General features: G+C 47.3%; 28 protein-coding genes, 1 pseudogene, 1 riboswitch and 1 other annotated feature. Of the genes and pseudogenes, 13 read left to right on the top strand and 16 right to left on the bottom strand.

What is annotated here, in order from left to right; all coding sequences use genetic code 11:
- Window positions 1-52: 52 nt before the first annotated feature.
- Both HP401_RS32190 and HP401_RS32195 read right to left on the bottom strand, forming a co-directional pair.
- Entirely contained in the window at window positions 53-418 is a 366-nt protein-coding gene (locus HP401_RS32190) for a Na-translocating system protein MpsC family protein (protein ID WP_007722503.1), read from the bottom strand.
- A 53-nt stretch (window positions 419-471) separates the two neighbouring features.
- Window positions 472-1,746 (bottom strand): L-lactate MFS transporter, encoded by a 1,275-nt coding sequence (locus HP401_RS32195; RefSeq protein ID WP_286176784.1) that lies wholly within the window; start codon window positions 1,744-1,746, stop codon window positions 472-474.
- Window positions 1,747-2,148: 402 nt separating this feature from the next.
- Here HP401_RS32195 and fdhD point away from each other — a divergent pair, with 402 nt between their 5' ends.
- Together fdhD and HP401_RS32205 are read left to right on the top strand one after the other, a co-directional pair.
- A complete protein-coding gene (gene fdhD / locus HP401_RS32200) occupies window positions 2,149-2,946 on the top strand; it encodes a formate dehydrogenase accessory sulfurtransferase FdhD (RefSeq protein ID WP_173606437.1) in 798 nt (265 codons plus the stop codon).
- Window positions 2,947-3,095: 149 nt separating this feature from the next.
- The gene (locus HP401_RS32205; RefSeq protein WP_173606438.1) at window positions 3,096-3,605 is read left to right on the top strand and encodes a hypothetical protein; all 510 of its coding nucleotides are present in this window, start codon (window positions 3,096-3,098) and stop codon (window positions 3,603-3,605) included.
- 50 nt (window positions 3,606-3,655) lie between these two features.
- Here the strand turns inward: HP401_RS32205 and HP401_RS32210 are convergent, their stop codons facing one another.
- Complete coding sequence (locus HP401_RS32210; protein WP_173606439.1) at window positions 3,656-4,288, bottom strand: molybdenum cofactor guanylyltransferase; 633 nt, start codon at window positions 4,286-4,288, stop codon at window positions 3,656-3,658.
- A gap of 86 nt (window positions 4,289-4,374) precedes the next feature.
- Between HP401_RS32210 and HP401_RS32215 the strand changes: the two genes are divergently transcribed.
- Window positions 4,375-4,812, top strand: coding sequence for a Dps family protein (locus HP401_RS32215; RefSeq protein WP_016741658.1), 438 nt, complete (start codon window positions 4,375-4,377; stop codon window positions 4,810-4,812).
- A 105-nt stretch (window positions 4,813-4,917) separates the two neighbouring features.
- Here the strand turns inward: HP401_RS32215 and HP401_RS32220 are convergent, their stop codons facing one another.
- From HP401_RS32220 to HP401_RS32245, 6 genes and pseudogenes are all read right to left on the bottom strand, one after another.
- The gene (locus HP401_RS32220) at window positions 4,918-5,379 is read right to left on the bottom strand and encodes a hypothetical protein (protein ID WP_012684859.1); all 462 of its coding nucleotides are present in this window, start codon (window positions 5,377-5,379) and stop codon (window positions 4,918-4,920) included.
- Between the two features lie 153 nt (window positions 5,380-5,532).
- Window positions 5,533-6,698: pseudogene (locus HP401_RS32225) on the bottom strand (dicarboxylate/amino acid:cation symporter).
- Between the two features lie 191 nt (window positions 6,699-6,889).
- The gene (locus tag HP401_RS32230; protein ID WP_173606440.1) at window positions 6,890-7,822 is read right to left on the bottom strand and encodes a hypothetical protein; all 933 of its coding nucleotides are present in this window, start codon (window positions 7,820-7,822) and stop codon (window positions 6,890-6,892) included.
- Between the two features lie 176 nt (window positions 7,823-7,998).
- Window positions 7,999-8,532: a phosphotransferase gene (locus tag HP401_RS32235; RefSeq protein ID WP_375140437.1), complete on the bottom strand. Its 534-nt coding sequence runs from the start codon at window positions 8,530-8,532 to the stop codon at window positions 7,999-8,001.
- Window positions 8,502-8,987, bottom strand: a complete 486-nt coding sequence (locus tag HP401_RS32240; RefSeq protein WP_309145147.1) for a phosphotransferase — start codon at window positions 8,985-8,987, stop codon at window positions 8,502-8,504. Before HP401_RS32240 ends, HP401_RS32235 begins: the two co-directional genes overlap by 31 nt.
- 230 nt (window positions 8,988-9,217) lie before the next feature.
- A complete protein-coding gene (locus HP401_RS32245; RefSeq protein WP_012684855.1) occupies window positions 9,218-9,412 on the bottom strand; it encodes a BhlA/UviB family holin-like peptide in 195 nt (64 codons plus the stop codon).
- 180 nt (window positions 9,413-9,592) lie between these two features.
- Between HP401_RS32245 and HP401_RS32250 the strand changes: the two genes are divergently transcribed.
- The 3 genes from HP401_RS32250 (at window position 9,593) to HP401_RS32260 (ending at window position 11,071) form a co-directional block, all read left to right on the top strand.
- Window positions 9,593-10,039, top strand: a complete 447-nt coding sequence (locus HP401_RS32250) for a helix-turn-helix domain-containing protein (protein WP_041749275.1) — start codon at window positions 9,593-9,595, stop codon at window positions 10,037-10,039.
- 72 nt (window positions 10,040-10,111) lie between these two features.
- A complete protein-coding gene (locus HP401_RS32255) occupies window positions 10,112-10,636 on the top strand; it encodes an ImmA/IrrE family metallo-endopeptidase (protein WP_173606441.1) in 525 nt (174 codons plus the stop codon).
- Window positions 10,637-10,672: 36 nt separating this feature from the next.
- A complete protein-coding gene (locus HP401_RS32260; protein ID WP_026134137.1) occupies window positions 10,673-11,071 on the top strand; it encodes a hypothetical protein in 399 nt (132 codons plus the stop codon).
- Here HP401_RS32260 and HP401_RS32265 read toward each other — a convergent pair.
- Window positions 11,049-11,801: an alpha/beta fold hydrolase gene (locus HP401_RS32265; protein WP_173606442.1), complete on the bottom strand. Its 753-nt coding sequence runs from the start codon at window positions 11,799-11,801 to the stop codon at window positions 11,049-11,051. The genes HP401_RS32260 and HP401_RS32265 overlap by 23 nt on opposite strands.
- Window positions 11,802-11,980: 179 nt before the next feature.
- Between HP401_RS32265 and HP401_RS32270 the strand changes: the two genes are divergently transcribed.
- Window positions 11,981-12,781, top strand: coding sequence for an inositol monophosphatase family protein (locus HP401_RS32270; protein WP_173606443.1), 801 nt, complete (start codon window positions 11,981-11,983; stop codon window positions 12,779-12,781).
- Window positions 12,782-12,811: 30 nt separating this feature from the next.
- On the opposite strand, the gene HP401_RS32275 is transcribed toward HP401_RS32270, so the two are convergent.
- Window positions 12,812-13,369: a CGNR zinc finger domain-containing protein gene (locus HP401_RS32275; RefSeq protein WP_173606444.1), complete on the bottom strand. Its 558-nt coding sequence runs from the start codon at window positions 13,367-13,369 to the stop codon at window positions 12,812-12,814.
- A 167-nt stretch (window positions 13,370-13,536) separates the two neighbouring features.
- Here HP401_RS32275 and HP401_RS32280 point away from each other — a divergent pair, with 167 nt between their 5' ends.
- The 6 genes from HP401_RS32280 to HP401_RS32305 all read left to right on the top strand — a co-directional run bounded on the left by HP401_RS32280 (window position 13,537) and on the right by HP401_RS32305 (window position 18,696).
- Entirely contained in the window at window positions 13,537-14,031 is a 495-nt protein-coding gene (locus tag HP401_RS32280) for a DinB family protein (protein ID WP_173606445.1), read from the top strand.
- An 84-nt stretch (window positions 14,032-14,115) separates the two neighbouring features.
- Window positions 14,116-14,301, top strand: a riboswitch (Lysine riboswitch).
- 113 nt (window positions 14,302-14,414) lie between these two features.
- The gene (locus HP401_RS32285) at window positions 14,415-15,863 is read left to right on the top strand and encodes an amino acid permease (protein ID WP_173606446.1); all 1,449 of its coding nucleotides are present in this window, start codon (window positions 14,415-14,417) and stop codon (window positions 15,861-15,863) included.
- Between the two features lie 218 nt (window positions 15,864-16,081).
- Complete coding sequence (locus HP401_RS32290) at window positions 16,082-16,945, top strand: hypothetical protein (protein ID WP_173606447.1); 864 nt, start codon at window positions 16,082-16,084, stop codon at window positions 16,943-16,945.
- Between the two features lie 148 nt (window positions 16,946-17,093).
- Window positions 17,094-17,285 (top strand): hypothetical protein, encoded by a 192-nt coding sequence (locus HP401_RS32295; RefSeq protein ID WP_016741646.1) that lies wholly within the window; start codon window positions 17,094-17,096, stop codon window positions 17,283-17,285.
- On the top strand, window positions 17,278-17,424 hold the full coding sequence (locus HP401_RS32300; protein WP_012684844.1) for a hypothetical protein: 147 nt from the start codon (window positions 17,278-17,280) through the stop codon (window positions 17,422-17,424). The genes HP401_RS32295 and HP401_RS32300 overlap by 8 nt, the downstream gene beginning before the upstream one ends.
- A 216-nt stretch (window positions 17,425-17,640) precedes the next feature.
- The gene (locus tag HP401_RS32305) at window positions 17,641-18,696 is read left to right on the top strand and encodes a TolC family protein (RefSeq protein ID WP_173606448.1); all 1,056 of its coding nucleotides are present in this window, start codon (window positions 17,641-17,643) and stop codon (window positions 18,694-18,696) included.
- Between the two features lie 71 nt (window positions 18,697-18,767).
- Here HP401_RS32305 and HP401_RS32310 read toward each other — a convergent pair whose 3' ends face one another.
- The 5 genes from HP401_RS32310 to HP401_RS32330 form a co-directional block, all read right to left on the bottom strand.
- Window positions 18,768-19,679, bottom strand: coding sequence for an aminoglycoside phosphotransferase family protein (locus HP401_RS32310; RefSeq protein ID WP_173606449.1), 912 nt, complete (start codon window positions 19,677-19,679; stop codon window positions 18,768-18,770).
- Window positions 19,680-20,052: 373 nt separating this feature from the next.
- Window positions 20,053-21,231 carry an aminotransferase gene (locus tag HP401_RS32315; RefSeq protein ID WP_012684839.1) on the bottom strand — a complete coding sequence of 393 codons (1,179 nt, stop codon included), beginning with the start codon at window positions 21,229-21,231 and terminating at the stop codon, window positions 20,053-20,055.
- A complete protein-coding gene (locus tag HP401_RS32320) occupies window positions 21,228-21,728 on the bottom strand; it encodes an Lrp/AsnC family transcriptional regulator (RefSeq protein ID WP_173606450.1) in 501 nt (166 codons plus the stop codon). The genes HP401_RS32315 and HP401_RS32320 overlap by 4 nt, the downstream gene beginning before the upstream one ends.
- A 124-nt stretch (window positions 21,729-21,852) precedes the next feature.
- Window positions 21,853-22,094 (bottom strand) — a binding site (T-box leader).
- 49 nt (window positions 22,095-22,143) lie between these two features.
- Window positions 22,144-23,640, bottom strand: a complete 1,497-nt coding sequence (locus HP401_RS32325) for a sensor histidine kinase (protein WP_173606451.1) — start codon at window positions 23,638-23,640, stop codon at window positions 22,144-22,146.
- Window positions 23,637-24,320, bottom strand: a complete 684-nt coding sequence (locus HP401_RS32330) for a response regulator transcription factor (RefSeq protein ID WP_173606452.1) — start codon at window positions 24,318-24,320, stop codon at window positions 23,637-23,639. Before HP401_RS32330 ends, HP401_RS32325 begins: the two co-directional genes overlap by 4 nt.
- Window positions 24,321-24,421: the final 101 nt, after the last annotated feature.

The following is a 24,421-nucleotide window of genomic DNA, read 5'->3' on the forward strand; positions in this document are numbered from 1 at the left end:
GCGAATTCCGTTACGTCTAAGCCGGTGAACAGGAACGCTGCTTCGTTTAGACTTACGGTTCGTTTTTCATTCTTTTTTCGATGTCTTGATCAAAAACAAAGATCGACATTCCAAAATCCCGTTCAATGTCAATATCGACGAATAGATCAACGAGTTTTGCTCCAAGAAACGCTTCCATGTCAACTGGCTGGTGTTTCCGATAGATCTCTTTGACCATTTCGGTTCGGGCAGCTCGTAATGTCTGCTTTCCGTCTTCCGAAGTGGCGATGAACTTTTCCACCGGAGAAAGGTTGCCTTCCATCTCGCAGATCGCCCAGTTCTTGCAGAACGTGGTGCTGATCTTGCTAGGTCCCTTTCCCATATGGCGCTTTCGGAAAGCCCTGACCAAATTACTGAATTCTGCTTCGAACTTATTCATCGACGAAAATCACCTTTACTTCAAATCATTCTCTTCTTAAACTTTACCATTGATTAACTAGCCAATTCAACAGACTTTTCTCTTTGTTTGGCTTCTTCCTTCAGTTTTTTGATATCCAGACGGACTAATAGCGAGATCACCAGAGCGACAACGAACATTCCTGCGAAAACACTCATTGTTCCTGTATAGCTTTCTGTCGTCTTGCGAACCCATGCTGCAAAGATCGGTCCTGCCAAGCCGGCAGCAGCCCATGCTGTCAAAATATAGCCGTGAATCGCGCCCAATTGCTTCGTTCCAAACAAGTCACCGATGTACGCCGGAATGGATGCAAAGCCACCGCCGTAACAGGTCATAATGATGAACATCGCAACCATGAACAGGATAGGATTGGACATATTCGGCAACAGGAAGAACAGTACCATTTGGATAGCAAAGAAAGCTGTGTACGTATTTGGTCGTCCAATGAAATCAGACAAAGACGCCCATCCGATACGTCCACCACCGTTGAACAAACCGTTTAGCCCTACCATCAGAGCTGCTGTTCCGACAGACATCCCCACCATTTCTTGCGCCATCGGCGATGCTACCGAAATAACGGCGATTCCACAAGTCACATTGATAAACAGCATCAGCCATAGCAAGTAAAAACGGCGTGTCTTGATCGCTTCGTTAGCAGTCAATTGGCACAAATCTTTTTTGATTTGCTTGCTGCCAACTGTTCCCTCAGCGGAAAATCCAGCCGGTACCCAGCCTTTTGGAGGTGGAGCCAAATATTGAGCCGAAGCCAACATCACAACAAAATAAATAATGCCCAAAATATAAAAGGTGTTCGCGATTCCTACATTGGCAATCAAAGCGTTCATAATCGGACTGGCAATCATGGAAGCAAAGCCGAAGCCCATAATGGCAAGACCTGTCGCTAAACCACGGCGATCCGGAAACCATTTGACCAAGGTCGATACTGGCGTAATATAGCCTACACCAAGACCGATACCACCCAGCACTCCATAACATAAGTACAGCAGAGGCAAGCTGCTCAATTGAATCGCCAAGCCAGCCCCGACAGTTCCTATTCCGAAAAAGATAGATGCAAGAATACCAGCTTTACGCGGGCCGTGCTTTTCGACATAATGACCGAGAAAGGCAGCAGACAGTCCCAAGAACAAGATCGCAATGCTGAACGTAAATTGAACGTCTGGCAAGTCCCAGCCAAACTGCTCGGTAATTGGCTTGGTGAATACACTCCAGGCGTATACCGACCCAATCGAGATGTGGATGCCTACCGCAGCCAACGCGATGAGCCAGCGGTTTTTCACTTTTTGTTCCAAATCATTCATCTCCTTTGTAGTGGTCTTTAGCATACTGTGGATCCATCAGCAGCCTTCTCGAAAAAAAGAAAAACTGCTGATTTCACCGACTCACCCAAGTCTCCTATAAATGGAAACAAGGGCTACGATGAAACACAGCAGTTAATCATCAGCAGGAACGCTACATCAGCATCAACAAGCATTGTGTTCACTATGTAATTCGCTGCAAGGCTACAAAATAATCGGTGGCAGGGTCGCTGCTCCGTGTCAATCTGTCCTTACGCTATGAATACATGGAAAGACGAAAATTTTATGACACTTTTCATCTCACATAGTATACTACCATGTAAGCGTTCACTCGACAATATTTTCCTCACAAAATAGCCATGAAAACTTCATAATTTCGACAAAAAGGAGGCCCGTATGTCTGAGCTAACCATCACTACCCGATTGCCCGTGTTGAAAATTTCGACTGACCAACATGGCTGGGAAGACGACGTAATCGTTACAGAGTACCCCCTCACGATTTTCCTCAATGATGAGGAATTCGCTACAATCGTATGCACCCCGGCCGACCTGGAAGAAATGGTCATCGGTTTTCTCGCAGCCGAAGGCGTCATCAAGGGCTACTCGGAAATCAAACAGCTTACGATTAATGAGGCCCAAGGGTTTGCTTACGTTGATTTGCATAAAGAAACGATTTTGTCGCAGAGCTTTTACTCTAAACGCAGAATTACTTCCTGCTGCGGAAAAAGCAGACAATCCTTTTACTTTTTTAGCGATGCGCGCACAGCAAAGCCAGTTGAAAGCACAACAACTGTCACCCCTGCTCAATGCATGCGCCTGATGAAGGAATTGCAAGCGTCGTCTGAGATCCACCGCCAAACAGGTGGCGTTCACAATGCAGCCCTCTGTACACCAGATGAAGTTTTGCTTCAGTTCTCCGATATCGGGCGTCACAATGCTCTCGACAAAATCTATGGGAAATGCTTGCGAGATAACATTTCCACCACGGACAAAATTCTTGTCTTTAGTGGACGCATCTCGTCTGAGGTGCTGCTCAAGGCTGCCAAGATTGGTGCTGGCATCATTTTGTCCAAGTCCGCTCCAACTGACCTCGCCCTGCAATTGGCTGATGAGCTGAAACTCACCGCAGTCGGTTTTATCCGCAATGACAAAATGAACGTGTATACACAAGCAGAGAGAATCCTCCTACCTTAAAGGAGGATTCAAACAAAAGCGGGACAAGCTTAGTGCCTTCCCGCTTTCCTATGTTTTTCTCATCTGTTTGATCCAAAGCCCGAGTTGGCCTCTCGGGCTTTTGTTTTTTGTACGTAGAATTTTTATTTGCAGCAGCAATGTTTCTTTTTGTGATACCTGCAGTGGTCGTCGTCATCATCTTCGTCCTCGTCATCTTCTTCATCTTTGTCTTTGTCTTTGTCGTCGTCCTCTTCTTCGTCATCATCTATGTCATGCTTCTTGCAACAGTGGTGGTCAAGTTTTTCAAAGCATTTGCAATCATGGCGTTTGAAGCAACAGCAGTGATCGTGGCAATGTTCATGCTTTTTGCAACAGCAATGCGCCTCATCGTAATGATTGTGTTTTTTGCAGCAGCATTGAGGCTCGTAGTAATCATCGTGTTTCTTGCAGCAGCAGTGGTCGTCGTAATATTTGTTGTGCTTTTTGCAACAGTGACGCTCGTCATACTTGTCGTGTTTTTTGCCGCAACAGTGGTGGGCGTGTTTGTCGGGTTTTTTGCAACAACAGTGGTGACCGTGGTGTTTGCCTTGTTTTTTGCATTTTCTTGTCATTGCGCTCTCCCTCCTTTCCTCAGCCATCACTACTATTCATACGGTTTGTCCAGAGAAACGCTTGTATGATAGCCCTCTATGAAAAGCCCCTTTTTTCCAAACAAAAAACAGGACACGTCTCAAGCATGTCCTGTCTTTCTGCGTTTTTCTTCACTTTTTGCCTGTTCGTATTCTTCAGGTGTGTTGACATTAAATACAGCCCAAGGGTCCAACCATTCATCAGGCAAGGGCAACACACGCAGTTCATCTAAAGTCCGCATCACTCTTCGCTGTCCATTCAATAGCGCCTGCTCCCAATCACTCTGTGTTCTCCGATGGTACACTGCACATAATGGATGGATTCGTCCCTCTGATTGGGCGACAATCACATCCCAATCGTTACTCTCCCTGGCAAATTCGATAAGTTTGGCTATTTGTACACGATCCATAAAAGGCAGGTCGCAGGACAACACCAGCAAAGCATCCTCTGAACTTACGCGAAAAGCAGTAACCAGCCCACTTACAGGACCGCAGGATGGTACCAGATCAGGTGTGATTGTGACGGGCTGTTCATCAATTTGTTCCTTTTGTGTCACTTGAGTGCCCGAAAAATCGTTCGTTACAATGAAGCAAGACAAGCCAACCGCCTGTACTTCCTTTATCAGTTCTGTTAAAAAGGTTCCGTCCCTCCACTGCAATTTTTGCTTTGGCGAGCCCATTCTGCTGCTTTTTCCGCCCGCTAAAATAACCGCACCAATACGCAGCTGCTGCATAAATTTCCTCCCGGGTGTTGACAATAACCCTTATTAGTTTATAATAAGTTTAAACAAATAATAATTATAAATAAGGAGAGATTCTCATGGAAAACACACTCTACAGCGTTCTAAATAAACAAGTAGCGAACTGGACAGTGCTCTATACGAAACTACACAATTTTCACTGGAATGTAAAAGGACCGCACTTCTTTACGCTCCACGCAAAATTTGAGGAATTGTACAACGAAGCAGCAGCGAATCTTGATACCCTCGCTGAACGAGTCCTCTCCATCGGTGGAAAGCCTGTAGCGACTTTGGCTGCATGTCTGAACACAGCAAGCATCACTGAAGCAGAAGGAAACGAAACAGCTGAGCAAATGGTAGAAACGATCGCGAGAGACTTCTCCATTCTCGTAGATGAACTGAAGCTAGCTATGGAAACGGCAGACCAAGCCGACGATGAAGGGACAGCCGATATGCTGTTGGGAATCCGCAGCAGCCTGGAAAAACACATTTGGATGCTCAAGTCCTTCTTACAATAAGCATGTAAATCAATAGACACCAAAAGGCGATTGTGCATAGGCACATCGCCTCTTTTTGGGTCTTGCCTCCCGTGAAACTGCCTTTTGCCCCCTAGTTACCTAGAGCTAGAGTGAAAAAATCAGTTTCCGCCCGTCCTTTTCTACTTTTACTTGGGGCAAATACTTTAATGACTTCTGTACACCAATGTAGGGACTAGCAAACTCTACCTGGTGCCGTGCTTTCAACACGGAGCAGAGATCAGCCAATGACATTGGAGACATTGCTTCCCGTAACAGGTTTTCGATGTGCTTCGCAACTTCCACATAATCATGACGAATGTGCGCCTTTCTCACTTTCATTCGCTTCATCAAGTCATCTGAAAATTCCTCTGTTGATATAGCTACATCGTCTGGGTTTTCTTCGTCTCCGATCCCGACTTCGTTATCCAGCTCGCGAATGCGGCTCAAAAGCTGCTTGATGTCAGCTCCCAACTGCTTGTCCTGATCGACATACTGTCGACGCAGTGCCATACGCTGCTCTAGCATGGCCTGCAATGTCATTTGTAACGCTTTCCGTTCGTTAAACATTGCGTTATGTATTCCCCTTTTCGCAAAAAGTAGAATGATGGAATTATATCCAATGATAATATAATTCTCACTAATTGGAAACGGGGGAATTTAAGTGGCAAAATCCTCAACGTAAAGACGGGACTATTTTCCCATTCATCTTTCCAGCCGATTTTAAGCTGCCTTTTCCTCGCTCAATCGATCCGTAATCACCGCAATCGCACCGTCACCCGTTACGTTACAAGCGGTACCAAAGCTATCCTGCGCGATGTACAGAGCAATCATCAACGAAGTCAACGTGGTAGTAAATCCAAGCATGGTCTCCATCAATCCGAGTGCTGCCATCACAGCCCCGCCCGGCACACCTGGTGCGGCGATCATTGTTACGCCCAGCATCAAGATGAATGGAAACATCACACTAAAGGATGTCGTCATGTCATTTAGCATCATGACTGCCATGGAACAGCTGACAAGCGTAATCGTGCTTCCGGAAAGATGGATCGTTGCACAGAGTGGAACGACGAAGTCCGCGATTTTTTCGCTCACACCGTTTTTCTTGGTCTGATTGAGTGTCACAGGAATGGTGGCCGCAGATGATTGTGTTCCAATCGCTGTGAAGTAAGCGGGAAGCATATTTTTTATCAGCGTGAATGGTTTTTTGCGTCCCATCTGGCCTGCTATCATGTACTGCACGAACAAATAGAATAGATGCAAGACGATAATCATGACGAAAACTTTCACGAATACGGACAAAATCATGGTGACTTGTCCACCATAGGTCAGATTGGAAAATACAGACAGAATATGTAAGGGAAGCAACGGGATAATGACGGAAGCGATCAGCTTCTCGACGATATCTCTCAAGTCTACCATTACATTTTGCAAGGCATTCCCTTTGATGACAGTCGCTCCAAGACCAAGGGTAAAGGCGAGCAACAATGCTGTCATCACACCTACAATCGGCGCATGTCCACAGTAAAGAATGGCTTCACTAGTGCTTCCTCCGGGTTGGCATACTGATTCACCAGTCCACCTACCTCAAGAATGTGTGGAAAAATACTCGCACTGACCCAATAAGCAAGCGTTCCTGCAAGGATCGTAGACAGGTAAGCAACCCCTGTGGTTACCCCAAGCAACCGCCCTGCCCCTTTGCCCAGCTCACCGATGCCTGGCGCGATAAATCCAATGATAATCAACGGAATCGCAAATCCGAGGAAATTTCCAAACAGGCCACTAAATGTAGCCAATCCTTTCACGACCCAAATCGGCGAAATAGAGCCAATCCCGACCCCAAGGACAATGGCGACCAGAATTTTGGGTAGTAAACCTAGATTTTTCACTAATATTGAACCTCCGTTAAGTATTAATAAATTATGTCCGCACGGAATGGACTCTGTCTCTTTTACGCGGACTAATGAATAACAAGGTAACACATTCGGGATGAGATTGTCATGAATCATAAAAAAGTAATAATATTCAAATGAAAGAAAAACCCCCAATGAGCGTTGCTTACTCACTTGGGGGAACGATTTTATTTGGCGCAAAGCACCTGACGAAATTCTTCTTCGATGTCTGCCAATACGCGCATGGCATTTGCTAGCTCTTGCTCATTCTTTTCCACGATCAGTGTGTGACAACGTCCAAATTGCTTCGCCTGCCTCTCTTTCATTGCCGCCAGTTCTGGCGCATGCTTCGAGAAAAACATAGCGAAATCCATGGCTCGCCTCGCCCCTAATTGGAAAGCAAAATAGGAGAGATGACCAGTTTCTGCTGGGGTGAGCCCGCCCTCCTCTTCGATCCGTCTCACTACCCGCAAGATCGCTTCCTTTCCGTATAAGACCGAAGCGTTTGGTTTAGCCGATGCACTTTCCTGATAAATCCCTTGGAATAAACGAAGGGCATTCGCAGCTTGTTCCTCCTCTGACGGACTGCCTACACGCTTCGGTGCTGTCCAGTAGTGATAAGAAAAAAGGCGATCGAAGATTTTTTCGGCTTTCCATGCCAAAACAAACTGGGACAATGGCAAGCTCACAAAAGGGAATCCTGCCGGATCATGCAAGTAGATTTCTTGCTCATCCATCCTGTACGCGAGAATAAAATGGTCAGCTCCTCCCAAATAAGCAGCATTGGGATTATACGTCAAATAGCCCATATCAAGTGGTCCGAGCAAAACGGGCCCATGCTCCACATCACGCCGTAATTCTTCCAATGGTGGCTCTCCCTCAGCATCCGCTGACTTTTCCGTCCAGCGAAATCCTAGTAGCTCCAACGCATGACTTACACCACGATCTGGAATCTCTTGTCCGAAATAAATGACTTTCTGCTCCTCATGCCACATCGCCCCGATACCTACGCCAGAGAGTACTTCAAGTACAGCAGGCGATACCTTCTCCCCAATTGTCTCCAAAAGCATAGCTGAAGAATTTGCGTAGCAGTACGCGCCACTTCCGATGTACGGTAACATGCTTTTCCCCTCTTTCTCGTCAATGTATGACTTACCTATCATTGACTTCGGGACACATGCTTTTCTGACAACGCTTTGCAAAACGCTTCTAGTTGTGACCTTTTCTCGACTCCGTATGCCGACCGACAATACCGGACCACCTGCTGTTCAATGCGCATGTTTGGAAAAACTCTCTCTTACGCGAAATATTTTTTGAAAAACTCCATCTTCTCACTCACGAAAGCATCATCCGAATCGATGCTCCCCATGATATGAGGATCATGCATGCACAGCCCCATTAGCCACAATTGGCGAATTCCTGTCATGAGCGACGCCGCTGCCTGATCGTTTTCAGATAAGGGATGAACCTCGGTATATCCTTTCAGAAAAGCATTCCATAGCGACTCCACCAGTTCATCATCTTCTTCGATCAATATTCGGCTCAGCTTGAAAGCAGCCAGATCATACGCCCGCCAGCCATATCCGCACAGGTCGAAATCAAAGTGGGTATAGGTGTTGTCCTCACAAAAGTTCGTATTAAAATTCCCTTGGAGGTCTCCGTGGCAAATCCCCCAGTCGAGTCCGGCACGGATGTGCTCGTTTAGCTTGACTTCCAGCTCCATCGCCAGCCTTTGGAGAAATTGAAAATCTTCCTTCCGATGCTGTAGACGTGGCTCAATGATGGCTAACGGACGATGAATCAGCGTCTTGGCGTCCTCTTGGCGTCCCACACCTCGCGAGCTTGCTGTGTGGAAAAGCCTTCTGCTTTGACATGCAGCTCCGCAACGGCTCTGCCGAATCGTTCGCTCAGTTCCTCGGTATCCATTTCTTGCTCCTTGCCCGCAGCAAAAGTGAATAACGCACCAAAGCGATTGCCCTCTGCTGCTTGCAGTCTCAACACATGCTTTCCTGAGCCGTCTGCAATTGGCACAGATACAGGTACTCCTTGTCTATTCAAATGGAGCAACAGCTCCATCTCGAACGCGACTGCTGCTTCCTCTGTTCGCCAATCACTGCGATACAGTCTGAATATTCGTTTTTGATCGCTCGTCTTCACGAGGTACGTATCGTTCATGCCTCGAAGCATGTAGTGAACGGATTGTATTTGTTCGGTTGGATATGCTTCCTGAAGTACTTTCTGTAATGCTTTTTCACAGATGGTTGAGTAGACGACGGGTACATGCATAGTCATACTGCTCCTTTTTTACCAAGTATTGGTGAGTTATTATGGAAGACGTGTGAATCGGGAAAAGGACACAACAAAAAAGGACCTTGAAGGGCTAATGGCCGATCAAGGTCTGGTACAGGCTGCAACGATTTGTCCCTCTTGCTGAATAAGCTCTTCCAGGAATCGGGCAACATAAGTAATGGATTTGTATTCGTCACGCTCATCAGAAGGTTTGATGTCAAAAAGAGTTATTTCCTCACTTTTCCCTTGATCTCTCGCAATTCTTCGAGGATCAGATCGTACTTGTCGCTGTATTTGTCCAGCAAATCCTGTAGTCGCCCCTCGCGCTCGCGATTTGCCTTCATAATATAAAACAACAACCAGACAAACAAAGCAGCAAATGGCCCTTGCTGAAGTAATACGGTTGTTACTTGATCTTCCATGTTTGATCTCCCCTTTTGTCACAGTACAGAACGAGTGTCCCCGCATCGTTCTTATCTGTATTTTGTACAAAGGGCTTGTACATAATTCGTTGGGAGCAAAATTTTTATCCATACTTTTCTTTTTCCCTCTCATTTAGTACAATAAGTTTGTACATCCTCACAGGAAGGACTGGCACGCTCATGCTATCTCAGCGCTTACGCACAGCTCGTAAGACAAAAGGTCTGACCCAGGAAGAGTTGGCAGAGCATGTCTGCACGACCAAGGGGACGATCAGTAACTACGAGAATAACCACAGCACACCACCGAATGACATGCTGCGGCAATTGGCTGATGTGCTGGACGTCACGACCGATTGGTTGTTGGGCCGCACAGATGAAGTCACAGCTTATATTCTCCCAGCAACAGGAGAAACAAATCATCGTTCGTTGGACGAGCTCTTGCAGGAAAAGATCGATGACCCCGACGACTACTATTTCCTAGACGGGTATCTGGACGCCTCAGAAGAGGAGAAAAAAGAAATTCGCCGCTACTGGTACGACTTGAAGAAACAGTGGAAAGTCCGTAAAGTACGCGAGGAACGCCCTCCTTCTTTGTTTGACATCACAGAAGACATCAAAAAAAAATAACCCCAGTACGGGGTTTTCTTTTCAACCCAAAACAGAACGTACGTTCTTTACCATTCATCTAGGAGGTCCTTGATGCTTCACTCCCTTTTGCAAGAAATCTGCGAACCGCAAACATGGCTCGAGAGTCGCGTGTACTTGTTGCTTCAACATCACGGCATCGATTCGCCCGAACAAATCGATCTGCATCTGCTATGCGAGACGTACGGCATCGAGATCCATCACATTTGCGGCAGGAGTCGTACACACGCGCACCCCTTTTCGCCGGGACGTTATGTCATTGCGGTGGACGAGCGACTCGACCTGGCAACCCAGCGGGTAAAAATCGCGCATGAACTGGGACATTTGCTTCTTCATGAAGGCATTCAGCCCCAGAGCAGCGAATGGATGATTGACTGGCAAGAATCGCAGGCAAATCATTTTGCCGAGCATTTGCTGCTTCCCATTTACATGATGAGCACCCTTTTGGCCGATTGCTCGCGATACAACGCACCGGCTGTGTTGGCTCAGCGCTTTCAGGTGCCGATGCCTCTTGCCCGTGCCCGTTTTGAGCGCATACTGAGCCGTATGTATGCCAAAGGTTTTCCTGTCTATGGGTAAATGACGACATTATTTTTATGCAGGAGGCGATACCTGATGAAACGAGTCTTTATTGCTGGTGATGCATACACGACTCATTTTTTTGATCTCGCCTTGGAACAAGACGAGGAGCTGTCGCTGTTACCCTCTTTGCAGGTAGCCAGCTATCACGTGGCCCGCTTTGCTCTCATCATGCGAGATGACGGCCTTAGTGGTCTCGGTATTTTTCCTGGAGACGCCCTCTTGATCTCAGACTTTTCGATGGAGCCTGTAAAAGACAGACCTGTGTTGATCCGACAGGAGGGGCAGTTCCTTGTGCGCATTGCAGCAGACGTCAATCCATTGGAATGTCTGTTTACAACCACACGCGAGCAAGACACGCCCATGCTACTCCCCTCGGAAAATATTCGTATTACAGGTGTTGTATCCGGGATTATTCCACGTTCATCATCGTGACCTCATTAAGCAGCCAATCCTTGATTGCTGCCACCGTTTGCTGCCACTGCTCCTGCGGAGTAATGGCAGCGGGCTTGTCACCCTCCTGCGATCCATAGCTTCCGAACTGGGAGTGGTTTCCCCCTTCTATAGTCATGTACACCGTACGCTCCGGCAAATATTGCTTGCTCTCATCAAACCTTTCCATATTAATCACACCGTCGCGAGACCCGAGCAAAGACAGCACAGGCAAATTCACCTTCTTTAGGTTCCCCTGACTGTTCGGATACGCTCCCAGTAAAAACACGCCGTTGATTCGGTCCGGGTGGTTTGCTGCGAATTGAGCTGCCATAGTACCACCGAGCGAATGTCCTCCGATGACAAACGTTTTATTCGGGTACGCCTTTAATACTTGTGTAGCTCTCGTCATATCACTTACAGCCAAATTCAGCGGCATTCGTGCGAGAAAAACATGGTAGCCGGAGCCTGCCAAGGAACGGGCAATCGGTGCATAGCTCTCCGGTTTGACGAGTGCTCCCGGATATAAGATGAGTCCCGGTTCGCGTGACTCCCCGCCTTGGAAGATAATCCAGTCATTCGTATCCATGACTGTTATCCCTTCACCGCCTTGCATGGCCGTTAGTGCTGCCTGATCGGGCTGATATGGCTGCAAATACCATATAGCCAGACAAATCGCTGCAAGTGTCACCAATACGAGTGCCTGGAACCATTTTTTACGCGCTTGACTCATCCTGCCCACCTCCTTTCCGCCCCTATGTATGATGCTACTTATTATGTCTCAAACACGCTGCACATGTGCATAAATTGTGAATCTCGACATTTCCGTAGTGTTGACGAGCTGATTTTTACGTAGTAGTATTCAAACATACTACCTGATTTTCACCAAAAAGAGAAGGGATGGGAATTGTTATGAACCTACAGGATGTGCAATTTTGCGAGGAACTGGTAAGAAGTGTTGGAATGGAGCTGCTAGTGGAATTTGAAAAAGGCGCGCCCTGCCACAGCAAGGAAGCAATGGCTAAACGCTTCGATGAGGTGAATCCCGTGGTTGAAGCTCGATTAATGCGCTCATTATCCGAGCGGTTCCCCACCTATCAATTCTCTGACGCCGAATTCGATCTGGCTGCACAGGAAAAGCCTGAATTCACAAGTCCTTATTGGGTGATGGATGCAATCGATGGAGCCGTTCACTTTCTACAAAAAATGCCGATGTGGGCTACTTCCCTCTGCCTGATTGACGGTGGACGCACGGTTGTTTCTTTTGTCTATGATCCATGCCGTGATGAACTGTTTACAGCAATTGGCGGGCGTGGAGCTTTTTTAAACGGACAAAAAATCAGTACCTCATCCAAATCGCTGCTGAGTGAGTGCATTCTAGGGACGATCTTTGCTTCCTCCGAGCCGATGAACCTCTTGGTCGGAAAGTATACAGCGAATTCCTTGACGCGAGTGATGCCAGAAGCTTTTGCCATCCGCATGCAAGGCGCGGTATCACTCCATCTGGCCTATGTGGCGTGCGGACGACTCGACGGTTACTGGGAATACGGTGAAGGGGTGTATGATTGGCTGGCTGGTGCTCTTTTGGTCCAGGAAGCCGGAGGCAAAATTACGGATACACAGGGGAATGATTTTTGCTGGAAAAGCACAGGCATCGTAGCAGCTGGCTCGACCATCTACCCTCAGCTGATCCAATTGACCCCAGCTTCATAATGAACAGAAAAAAGGGTGAGCCTATGCGCATCACCCTTTCTCCTTTTTCCGCTCACGAAAACGGCGTACCTTCATCAGGTTTCCGCACATTTTGTCATCGCACCAGCGGCGCACCCGGTTGCGGCTTTCATCATAAAACACCCAGCGGCAATCCTCGTTGTCACATATTTTGATTCGCTCCAGATGCTGCGGGGCAAGCAGCTCCGCGAAAGAAGCCGCAATTTGTGCCATGACGAGGGGCCAGCCCTCTGCTTGACTGGATTGCTTTTGCCTGTAGCCGCCCTCCTCATCTACATACAACACCTGTGTATGAAAAGGGGCGAGAGCCAACACTTTGTTCAATTCCGCAAGGTCCTCCTCTTGAAATCGGTCTCCACGGACAACGGCTTCCAGCATACGTCTCAAACGCTCCCGCAATTGCAAAAGAGACGCGGCATACGCCTCATTCATCGGCAGCGGAGCGGTTAGGTTGTATGTTTGCAAAAAGGATGACAGCCATTCCTGGTTCTCCAGGCGATTTTCCCAACGACCAGAACCGCGCCAATCCCGCCAATCACTATTTAAAAAATCGATACAAAGCCAGTCCATGTCATCCACTCTCCTGACGAAACCCTTCATTTTCTCTCTTGTATGACCATACAGGATATGGTAATCTTTATCCGTAACTACCGTAACCTAATTGACTAGTTACACCCTCATTTCTTATTGCTATTATAGCGTTTCATCAATCTGTTTCACAGACGAGGAGGAAGCGTATGAATCGGAAGGAATTGCTTTTGCACGGATGGGAATGTGCGTATGACAAGGAAGACTGGTATCCACCCCTAAAAGAAGTGCTTTCCGGGATATCAGCTGCGGAGGCTAGCTGGCGCCCTGTGGGAGAAGCTGCCAACACCATCTGGGAAAACGTCAGCCACCTTCTTTATTACAAAGAACGCCTGTTGCATCGTCTTTTGGGCACCGAATTCCCTGGCTCCGCGGAGACGAACGATGATACCTTCACCCCATCCGGTGGTCCCGCTGACGAAGACGCTTGGCAAGCTACCCTCTTGAAAATGGAAAGCGTCCACCGCCACATTCATGAACAGCTTTCCTTGCTGACGGATGAAGAGTTAAACCAGCTGGCTACCTATACACCCATTTACCAAAACGTAATGAGTCTTGTCTTGCATGATGCGTTTCATACGGGACAAATCGTCCAAGTTCGCAAGCTGCAAGGCTCCTGGCCTGCCAAACGCTCATTTGAATAACAAAATTTCACATTGATTAATCCCGAACAATCCTTTATAGTTGTTAAATCACATAATTTCATACATGTTATCCTCATCTTTCACGGTGGGGATAGAGGTCGCGGCTTTTATATCATCCTGTACGAGATTCAGAGAAAATCAATGACTCCAGGTAAGGAAAATCCGCCGAAGCTCATATCGCGTCTCTGTGCGATTGGGTTGGGGCTGTACTCGAAAGGGGCAGAACTGTCACGTTTGCATGCCAAGCAAACGTGGTGAGCTATCTTCAGTGAAGGCTTGGTGGGGATTGGATGATACCGCCCTATGCCATTTTTTTGGCTATGGCGGTTTTTTAATTTCCGACCTTCCTTCTCAAAAATCAAGAAAGGTCGTGCAAGCAGCTTATGTCACAAAATCAATTGCAACGTGGTTTGAAAGCCCGACACCTGACGATGATCGCCATCGGCGGCTCGATTGGGACGGGATTGTTTCTCGCGAGTGGAGGCTCGATTCATTCCGCCGGACCAGGTGGAGCTTTAGTCGCCTATCTCGCTATTAGTATCATGGTTTACTTTTTAATGACCAGCTTGGGGGAAATGGCAGCCTTTATGCCTGTTTCCGGTTCGTTTTCGACGTATGCCACACGGTTCGTCGATCCATCACTCGGCTTTGCTCTCGGTTGGAACTACTGGTACAACTGGGCGATAACCATTGCCGTCGAGCTGTCAGCTTCTGCACTCATTATGAAATATTGGTTCCCGGATACCCCAGCGATAGTGTGGAGCGCTTTGTTCCTCGGATTGCTGTTTGCCTTGAATCTCCTGTCTGTGAAAGCCTATGGAGAATCTGAATATTGGTTCGCCTTGATTAAAGTAGTAACGGTTATCATCTTTATTATTGTCGGTGTGTTGATGATTTTTGGCATTATGGGTGGTCAAGCAGTTGGCTTCCAAAACTTCACCAAAGGCGACGCGCCATTCAATGGCGGCTTCATGGCCCTGCTCGGTGTCTTTATGATTGCCGGATTCTCTTTCCAAGGAACAGAGCTGGTTGGTGTAGCAGCTGGGGAAAGCGAAGACCCTGCCCGCAATATTCCGAAGGCCATCCGTCAAATTTTTTGGCGCATCCTGCTCTTCTACATCCTCGCTATTTTGATCATCGGGTTGCTGGTTCCATACGATAATCCAAATCTGATCAGTGGCGACCTTACGGATATTGCGATCAGTCCGTTTACGATAGTATTTGAAAATGCCGGTTTTGCTTTTGCAGCATCCGTCATGAACGCGGTTATTCTCACGTCTGTATTGTCTGCTGGTAACTCTGGCATGTACGCCTCTACACGCATGCTGTGGAACTTGGCGAAGGAAGGAAAAGCACCAAAATGGTTCGCAAAAGTAACAAGTAACGGTGTACCAATCAATGCCTTGATCTTGACTGCGCTCATCGGCGCCCTTGCTTTTCTGTCCTCGCTGTTTGGGGATGGCGAAGTGTACGTATGGCTTTTGAATGCGTCCGGTATGTCAGGCTTCATCGCTTGGCTGGGAATTGCCATTAGTCACTACCGTTTCCGCAAAGCGTTTATCGCTCAGGGCCGAGACTTAAGCGAATTGCCTTATCGGGCAAAGTGGTTCCCGTTTGGACCGATTTTTGCCTTCATCATTTGCTGTATCGTTATTTTGGGGCAAAACTACTCTTCATTCATCGGGGGAACGGTCGACTGGTATGGCGTCCTGGTCTCTTACATTGGCCTGCCACTCTTCTTACTCATTTGGCTCGCTTATAAAATCAGCCAGAAGACCAAGGTCGTCCCTCTTGAACAAGTAGACTTCAGCATGGATGAGCACACGAAATAATCGAAGAAAAATACGGACTTCCGTTATCTGAACGGGAGTCCTTTTTCATGTTTGCCACCCTATTAAAAACTGCCCGAAAATAGCCGATAGTATAGAAAAGAAGCAATTGAGATCCGTTTCCTTCTGTTCTCACAACTCATACTAGTCATCTGATAAAGGGTAACCATGATCTCCCTGCCTTCACGACTGAACATGAATCCATGTGAGGAGAGTAGAACATGCAAATCCAATCGTATTCCCGCTACCTAACCCCCCAGCTCCAAACTAGCCAAACTGCACCTAAAATGGTGACGGGAACTAGTCTGGGATTGCCCAAGCCCGATACGGTAGACCTTCGTTCACACAAGGCACGCGAGCTACCTGCTGATGCCATCGAACATCACAGCGTCCAATTTTTCTTTAGCACTGAGATTAATGAGCGTTTGGATAAAATTTTCGCAGATAAGCCACCCGAGGCTCGCAAAGCCTTTGACCACATCCTGGAGCAAAACTTTTTCAACTCCCAATCCACCTACACCGATGAAGAAAGAGCTGCTTTGGTAGAAGTCGGTTTAACCCAAGGCAAATATTTGGCAGACCAATACATGGCTGATGAGAAAAATGCTGCTGAATTTTTGGATACCCTCCATCTGCTCGCAGGCGTTGCCAAAACACGAAAGGTTGACCCTGCAACTGGCAGTGTCAGCTACGTAGAGCTTCCGCAAAAACCACATGGGGCGCCGAACGACTATGTTAATCCATCCAAGCTGATGGAGCGGTATGACCCGGAAGCCTACAAAAAAATGCAAGCGACCACAACCAATCCAACAGAGAAAGTAAGCATGCTGATTCAATTCGTCAAAAAGCTGCAACATCGTCCAGACTGGATCACACAATACCGGAACGAACAAGCTACGCTTCTCTCCGATTTAAAAAACACAAAAATCACTAACCGCTTCGAGAATGTAAATACAAAGGATACCACTGAATTTGTTCGTCAAATGAATACGCTCACTGAAAATGCTTCCTTTTCTGCGATCACACCATTGTTACAAACGAATCTTGCTTCTTTTATGAAGAGCCTGGCCAAGAAAACGAGTTAACTGCACAAAGATGATCGGCACAGCCCCTCCCGAACTTTCTGGAACTGGGGCTGTTTTTTCTGGTGTAGTCCGGGTCCCATTGCTTTTCCATTTAAGGAAATGTACAGGCAGGTGGTGGATATACTAACCCGTAAAGGAGGAGACGAACATGGATGACAATCGCGAAAACGACCTGCCTGATTTCAAGCAACTGGATGACAGACTGATCGCTCAACCTCCCACGAGTCCAATACTCGCAATCCGTACCAATCTGGACAAGGAACCAAATGACGTCGACAATCCGTATGTGCAGCAAGACTCTACATCCACTGGACAAAATAAGGGGGAAGCAAATGACTGATCGTACCTCACAGGAAAAGCCCGACATGGGTTATAACGGAAGCAATATGCATGGTTACTCCCTTACGCCAAAGGAAGGGACATTGAACCAAACTGCCAAGTCGGCTACGGAAAACAAAGAAAACAGGGACAAAGAATAGTACTTTTCCCATTATGAAAAACAAATCCCCTTTGGGGAAACAGGCAGATGCTCACTTTGCCTTTTTCCGGAAGGGGATTTCTTTTGGGTTTTGGCCAAGAAAGTGGTGAAAAACATTTTTTTATTGACGAAATTGTATTGGAAATATATACTTTTCATGGATTTGATAATGAGAATCGTTATCAAGTTCTTTTATATATAATCAGGAGGTTGCCCCATGAAATCCAGGCTCTTCAAACACATTTATAGTACAACTTTAGTCACTTCTCTCCTTACAGGTGGTGCCCATTTTGCTCTGGCCGCTCCACTCGTGGCCACTACGGAACAGACGGATGTTTCCCCTTTGTCGCTAAATTTCGCAGTCGAACAGGCAATAAAGAACAGCGTTGATCTGGAGCTGCTTCGAATTGAATTAGATATTACAAAGTACGAAACATCCATCACACTAAGAGAAAAGGAAGAAATCAAAAAATCCGACGTCATAACTCTGGCTGATGCAAAAAAGAAATTCGAAGACGCCGCCAAAGCGATCAAAGAAGTGGTTGTCGATGAAGTCGCCCTGAATACGCAAAAAAACACCGTTCAATTGCAAGTACATAAAGCTTTCTTCGAAGTCCAGTCATTAGACGCCAAAATCAAAGCCCAAAAGAAGAGCTTGCAAAGACAGTACTGGTTGAACTCCCAAGAAACAGAAGCTCATAAAAATCTTGCTGCCCTTGAAGCCAGCTACAAGCAAGCGTTGGCCAAGCTCAACGATTTATTGAATGAAAAAGCAGACAGACAATGGAGAATGATAGCGACTGATCTGTCCCAGCACGAGCTGCTTTCCTTGGAGCAATTGCAAGCAAAAGCTTTTGAAATGCGTCCTGAGATGATCAAAGCGCAAGCAGAAATAGATTTTACCCAAGTAAGAATTGATTACACAGCAGAGTATTCCGCACTAAGCACACATAAAGGAATAATTGCAAAAAATGAGCACAAAAAAGCGGAACTGCAAAAACAAAAAACGCAAAAGAAAATCGGTCAAGAAGTAAGTGACAACTATACGAAGGTACTGGCAGCGAAAAAGGCATTAGAAGAAAGTACAACAAAGAAAGAAACCGCATTGGAGCGCTATCAGGCAACAATCGATCAATATAGATTGGGGAAGGCATCGATGAAAGAATTGATGGAAGACGAAGCAAGCCTGTTTGACTCTGAAACAAAAGCAATTGAATCGGTTTATCAATACAATCTCGCTGCTACCACCTTGAACCAGTCAACTGGCTATTAATATTCCGCATTACGAAGGATCTCATTTATTCATATAAAATAAAGAAGGCTTCATCCCAAAGGGTGAAGCCCTTACTCATTTAACAGTCTCTCAAAAACTCCCGGCATCACCAGACGACCACCGTCTACACCAAAATCCTCTATAAACCACCAAGCCGATAGCACACTATGGCAATACGCCCACGCCAACACTCTCTCTTTTTGCAAAGACAGCGCCTTCGTCAGCCCATCGACCCGCTGCTTCATTACCTCTTCTACTCCATCCTCTGGCAAATGGTTCAGCAAAAACGGAATCACCTCGTATTCCGTCTCCCCGATCAGCCCTTTTGGATCAATTGCCAACCACGGCTCTCTTTCTGCCCGCAAAATGTTTTCATGATGAAGATCACCATGCAGCAGGTACAATTCTTTTTGTGTGGGAAGAAGCTTTTTGTACCATTGCATAGCCCGCTCCACCATTTGCTCAGGAATCGGTCCTGTCTCCCCTTGGAAATGAGGGCGAATATTTTTCAGTCCCACAGCCCAGTCTGCTATCGTTGGAAACGTAGGAGCAAGCTTGCCACCTTTCGAAACGGGTGTATGCATTCTTTTGATCACGTCCGCCAAGCATTGTATTCGCTCATCTTCGCTACTCAGCTTGTCCAGTGTCTCTCCTGGCATGATCCGCTCCAAAAGCATGATCCCTTTTTCCTCGTCAGCATCGAGTAGCTGCACCATTCCCCTGCCTGCAAAAGCCCGAATCACTGCCAGCTCTCTCTGCCAATCCAGTCCAGGCACTCCCAGCTTCAGCACTGCGCTCCTCCCATCCTGCAACACAACTGGTGCTACAAAGTTATAGGAGAGTGGAAACGGCTCGAGCACTTTTAATAACCACCGTGCTTCGCATTCGGCAATCAACTCATGAAAGGAATCCAGCCAGAGACGACCTGCTTCTTTATGTACGCCCATAATGGTTTGGGTAAAATGGGTTGGCAGTGAAATCATTAGGAATCTCCTCCTAAAAAGGCTTGAGACATTAAACCTTCTTGCCCTACCTTCAATTATCCTCTTGCATTAGCTTTCAAGCTGTTTCCTTACCACAGCCGCGTAAGAAGAAGCGCATTTCCAGTCAAGCGCCTCTGGAGCCCAACTCAGCTTCGGAAAAAATGGCGGGGAATTTCAGCTTCACCTATGAAACACTCCATCGAAACTTCTACGTTTGAAGCGCTCCCGCCATTTTTTTCGAAGCGGCCAGTGAATCCCCCCTTGCGGGGCGTAGGCCGAAGCGCAGACTGGAAATGCGCTTCTTCCCCACCACAGCCACTTCACCAAAAAGGGGACAGCTTCGAAGCCGCCCCCCTTTATTTCCCGGAAAATGTTAGGACAGTCGTCCCATCAAGCGCTCCATACGTTCCAGCGCCTTCTTCAACTGCTCCATCGATGTTGCATAAGAACAACGAATATGTCCCTTTCCGCTTTCGCCGAACACATCTCCAGGTACGACTGCTACCTTTTCCTCCATCAGCAACTTCTCAGCAAACTCAGCAGAGCTGAGACCTGTAGAGGCTACAGACGGGAATGCGTAGAATGCTCCGTCCGGCTCATGGCAAGTCAAACCGATATGACGGAATCCATCTACCACATAATTGCGGCGCTGACGGTAGCTCTCGATCATTCGTTCCATATCCGAACGTCCATGGCGTAGTGCTTCCAATGCAGCCATCTGAGCCATTGTCGGTGCACACAGCATGGTGTACTGATGGATTTTCAGCATGCCTGCGAGCAAATCAGGTGACGCGCAGACATATCCCAGACGCCAGCCAGTCATCGCGAATGCTTTGGAAAAACCGGAGATCAGGATCGTCCGATCTTTCATCCCTGGCAGAGCCGCGATACTATCGTGCATGCGACCGTAGGTAAGCTCCGCATAAATCTCATCAGAGATCACCATAAGGTCGTGCTTTTCAATGATCGGCAAAAGTGTTTTCCACTCTTCAGCCGTCATCGTCCCCCCGGTCGGGTTGTTAGGATAGCAGAAAATGATTGCTTTTGTACGCTCGGTGATGTGCGTCTCCAGCTCTTGCGGTGTCAGCTTGAACTGGTTTTCCATCGTCGTTTTCAGGAAAACCGGCACCCCGCCAGCCAAGCGAATGACTGGTTCATAGGAGACATAGCAAGGCTCTACGACCAATACTTCATCACCTGGATCGAGAATGGCACGCAGTGCGATATCAATCGCTTCGCTTGCGCCAACCGTTACGAGAATTTCTGTCTCTGGATGATAGCTGACCGAAAAACGTTCTTCCAAGTATTTCTGAATTTCCACACGCAATGGCAGCATACCTGCATTGGATGTATAAGCTGTATGTCCACGCTCCAGCGAAGAAATCGAAGCTTCTCTCATGCGCCAAGGAGTGACGAAATCAGGCTCCCCTACACCTAAGGAAATGACTCCCTCCATCGATGCTGCCAAATCGAAAAAGCGGCGAATTCCTGATGGCTTCAACGATTGAACTGTACTGGATAAACGGTTTTTGACTTTGACTTGTGTACTCACGGCGTAACCACCATTCTGTGATCTTCGTCACGATCTTCCAGCTCAATGCCATCGTGCTTGTAGCGTTTTAAAATAAAATGTGTAGCTGTTGAGACAACTGAATCGAGAGTGGACAGCTTTTGCGAAACAAAAGTGGCTACCTCTTTCATCGTTTTGCCTTCCAAAATAATCGACAAGTCATAGCTTGCACCAGACATCAAGTAAACAGCCTTCACTTCTGGGAAACGGCAAATTCGCTCTGCCACTTCATCAAAGCCGACATCGCGCTTCGGCGTCACTTTCACATCAATCATCGCGTTCACGTACGGATGATCGTCCACACGCTCCCAGTTGACCAGCGCTGGATATTTGACAATGACCTTCTCGGCTTCCAATGCTGCAATCGTCTGCTCAACGACCTCGGTCGTCTCTCCGATCATTTTTCCGATTTGCTCAGCGCTCATGCGACTGTCTTCTTCCAACAGGTGTAACAGCTCTCTTTGCTTCAAGCGATCCATGCCCCACCACTCCAGTTTTCTCTTTATTTTTTCCATAAGTACGTGTTCAAGTAGTCGACTTTTTGAACGACGTCAGAAAGCAAAAAGCCTCAGCAACCAGACTCATGATTTCCATGAATCCGGTTGCTGAGGCGAAGGTATCGCGGTACCACTCAGCTTTTTTGCCTCTCTCACAAAAGGCAAACTCGTGCTGTCTACGTAGACATGCGCCCCATAACGTGGGCCATCCGCTGCTTTCTACTTGGCATTTTCAAAAGCAGAGCTCCAAGGTGGCTTTCAAAAAGAGTTCGCGGCTGCCCTCTCAGCTAACAGGCAACTCTCTGGACGTCAAAATCCCTTTTTTACTTTCCTTTTCACGGCTGTGTTGGTTGTTTTATTGAATGTCTCAGATTATAAATGACGGTTTCTCTCATTGTCAACCAACAACTTCTGTCTGCTGAACCTCTTTCAAACCGTTAGGCAACCAGACGCGAAACACCGTCCCTTTTCCCAAGCTGCTTTGTACGTCAATTTTTCCACGATGATTTTCTACGATGGATTGCGTGATCGACAGCCCCAGTCCAGCCCCTCCGTTTTTGCGTGCCCGTGAGGATTCAATCCGATAGAAACGGTCGAATACATGCGGGACATGCTCCGGTGCGATTCCAGCTCCATTATCTCTGATCGTCAGTTCAATCCCATTGGCAATCTTGCTTACTATAAGCTCGATCTCACCATTCACAGGGTCAGTATGCTGCACCGCATTTTGAAACAGATTGAGGATAACTTGCTTCATTCCGTCACAGTCGAAAGCAACCGTAACATTCGGTTCTACGCGGAAATGAACGTTTCGGTCACCGGCCAGCACCAAAAGCTGCGACTCCATACTGTGCACGACTGCGTCCAACTGCCCTTCTCGCAAAAGGAAAGCCGGTTCCCGATCCATCCGAGCCAGGTACAGCAAATCGTTGACGAGTTTGTTTAGCCGCTCTGTCTCGCCGTGCATACTTTTCAATGCTTTCTGTAAATGTTCGGGATTTGCCGCCGCACCGCGCAACAGCACCTCCAAAAAACCATGGATGGATGTCAGCGGTGTTCGCAACTCATGCGAAGCGTCCGCTACAAAACGTCTCATCCGCTCCCCAGCTTCCTGCTCAGTTTTAAAGGAGGTTTCCAAGCGTTCCAGCATTCCGTTAAAGACCGCCGATAATTGATCAATCTCCATTTGGCCTTGATCCATTGGCAGTCGCTCATCCAAATTACCCGCATTAATCCGCTCAACGGTAATCTCGATTCGAGAAAGTGGGTTCAGCGTACGGCGAAGAACAGGCACATAAGTTAACAAACCGATAAGCAAGGCGAGTGCAGATGCAGAAAAGAAAATGATCAACTGTGGAAACAGCACTTCTCGCATCGAGCCGACAGGGGTGCTCAGCTGTACAATTCCTTGCAGCTGATCAGGTGAACGGATGGGTGCCAGTACGACCAAATAATCCGTACCAGTACTACCCTCCAAAATTTTGTATTTGAAAGTACATACACCACTAGCCAAGATCTCGCGGTATAGACTCTCCGGAAAGCGCGGGGAATACCCTTCGCTCGGATTCGCAAACAACTCCGTCACGTTAGCGTCGTTGTCAATAAAGGCATACTTGATATCGGGTGTATGCAAGGAAAGCAACGCACTGACATACTGATCGTTCTTTGGGAGCGTTTCCGTGTCCTCCAAGACCTGATACGGAAGAGTGACTGCCAGATTTAACAAGCTTTCCGCTTTGCTGCGATACAAGAATTGCTCCATCAAGAAGTATTGAATCATGCCGATTAGAAGCAGCAACCCGGATAAGATAAATAACGAACGAGACAGCAGTTGATAACGCAAAGAGTTCGGTTCTAGAAAAGGGGCCCATTGATTGTTTCGATTCTTCTTCATACAAAATCAACCCGATAGCCCGCACCGCGCAATGTGCGAATAATCCGATGCTGACGATCGTTCAATTTATCACGCAGGGAGCGAATGTACACCTCGACAATATTCTCCTCCCCACCGAAATCATAGCCCCACACGTTATCCAGAATCATTGGCTTACTCAGCACCAAGCCGTGATTTGTCACCAAATATTTCAGCAAAGAGTATTCCGTTGGCGATAGCTCCAGAAGCGTGTCCTCGTAGGTAATTTCTTTTCGCCTGTCATCGATCTGAAATGGGCCGAGGTGTACCTTAGAGAGCAGATGTGGGTAATGATTACGAATGCGCGCATGGATACGGGCAAGTAGCTCTTCAAAGCTAAACGGCTTGATCATATAATCATCGGCACCGAGCGTCAGCCCTTTTACCCGATCCTCCACGTCTTCTCTGGCTGTCAGCATAATCGTCGCTACATTCTGTATCTTTTTCAGCATACGGCATACCTCGAAGCCATCCATGCCAGGCATCATCACATCAAGAATAACGACATGCGGCTGATGCTCCTTCACCATGGTCACGGCCGTCATCCCATCTTGTGCCGTCAATACTTGGAAGCCTTCATTCTCAAGACCCATCTCCAAAAATTGCAGGATGGTCGGCTCATCATCGACAAGCAATATTTTAATGCCTTTGTTTAGGCTCATTTCTTTCACCTCACTTCTATTTTACCTGAACAGGATAGGCGTAGCTGAATGTTTGCTGAATATCCCCTGAGTACGAGCTGAAAGCTTTTTGTAAAATAATA

The sequence above is a fragment of the Brevibacillus sp. HB2.2 genome (assembly GCF_013284275.1).
GTDB lineage: Bacteria > Bacillota > Bacilli > Brevibacillales > Brevibacillaceae > Brevibacillus > Brevibacillus brevis_D.